This window comes from Halobellus sp. Atlit-38R, from assembly GCF_003665925.1.
Taxonomy (GTDB): domain Archaea; phylum Halobacteriota; class Halobacteria; order Halobacteriales; family Haloferacaceae; genus Haloquadratum; species Haloquadratum inordinatus.
This window is the reverse complement of the sequence record NZ_QXIJ01000413.1, coordinates 1-433: the sequence shown is the minus strand read 5'-3', so window position 1 is coordinate 433 and position 433 is coordinate 1. Positions and strand designations below refer to the sequence as shown.

The 433-nt window shown below is 48.7% G+C and carries 1 protein-coding gene; it reads right to left on the bottom strand.

All coding sequences use genetic code 11. From position 1 onward, the window contains the following. On the bottom strand, positions 1–424 hold a 424-nt coding region (locus D3D02_RS21760; protein ID WP_394337751.1), incomplete at its 3' end, for a DegT/DnrJ/EryC1/StrS family aminotransferase. Positions 425–433: the final 9 nt, after the last annotated feature.

Sequence of the window (433 nt, the reverse complement as noted above, 5' to 3'; positions counted from 1 at the left end):
GTCGCTCGAAGACCGGCTGATCGTAGAGCGGAATATTATATCTGTGTCGTGTTTCAACGCCCCTATCACGAAGCTTTCTCCAAACTTCTTTTCCGCTCATACCAATCTTTTCTGGTTTCACCTCGAAAGGTGCCCAAAAGTACGCGTGATTGACGTATGTTCGCACCGTAGCTGGCTCCAACCAGTCCAAATCATTGAGTTCGTTGAGCAGACGATCGCTAATATCTCTCCGACGTTTATTGAACCGCTCAAGTCGATCAACCTGTGCCGTTCCAATAGCCCCATTCAATTCGCACATCCGGAAATTGTAACCGAGGGTGACATGCTGGTCACGGTTTGCCATTCCATGACTTCTAAGCATTCGAAGTTGTTCCGCGACCGCGTCATTGTCTGTCGTCACGATACCGCCTTCACCTGTCGTTATATTCTTGGT